Origin of the sequence: Streptomyces lunalinharesii (assembly GCF_039532155.1) — a bacterium.
GTDB classification, from domain to species: domain Bacteria; phylum Actinomycetota; class Actinomycetes; order Streptomycetales; family Streptomycetaceae; genus Streptomyces; species Streptomyces lunalinharesii.
The window spans coordinates 1-517 of the sequence record NZ_BAAARK010000133.1; the positions used below are offsets into that span (position 1 = coordinate 1).

General features: G+C 59.2%; 2 rRNA genes. Both read left to right on the top strand.

Annotated elements, in window-relative coordinates:
• A 16S ribosomal RNA gene (locus tag ABD385_RS41295) occupies positions 1-117 on the top strand; the annotation flags it as partial.
• A gap of 305 nt (positions 118-422) precedes the next feature.
• Positions 423-517 (top strand): 23S ribosomal RNA (locus ABD385_RS41300); the annotation flags it as partial.

The window sequence follows — 517 nt, forward strand, 5'->3', positions numbered from 1 at the left end:
CCCGAAGCCGGTGGCCCAACCCCTTGTGGGAGGGAATCGTCGAAGGTGGGACTGGCGATTGGGACGAAGTCGTAACAAGGTAGCCGTACCGGAAGGTGCGGCTGGATCACCTCCTTTCTAAGGAGCACTTCTTACTCGGACTTGTCCGGGTCAGAGGCCAGTACATCGGCGAATGTCTGATACTGGTTGCTCATGGGTGGAACGTTGACTATTCGGCACGATCGAGTTTGGGTCACTAGTACTGCTTCGGCGTGGAACGTGAGTCTCAAGTTTGGTCGGGTCGGGCACGCTGTTGGGTATCTGAGGGTGCGGACTTAGGTCTGAGCCTTCGGGATGCCGGCCCCGGTGAAGCGCCACGTTGGTGGTGTGTGACGGGTGGCTGGTCGTTGTTTGAGAACTGCACAGTGGACGCGAGCATCTGTGGCCAAGTTTTTAAGGGCGCACGGTGGATGCCTTGGCACCAGGAACCGATGAAGGACGTGGGAGGCCACGATAGGCCCCGGGGAGCTGTCAACCA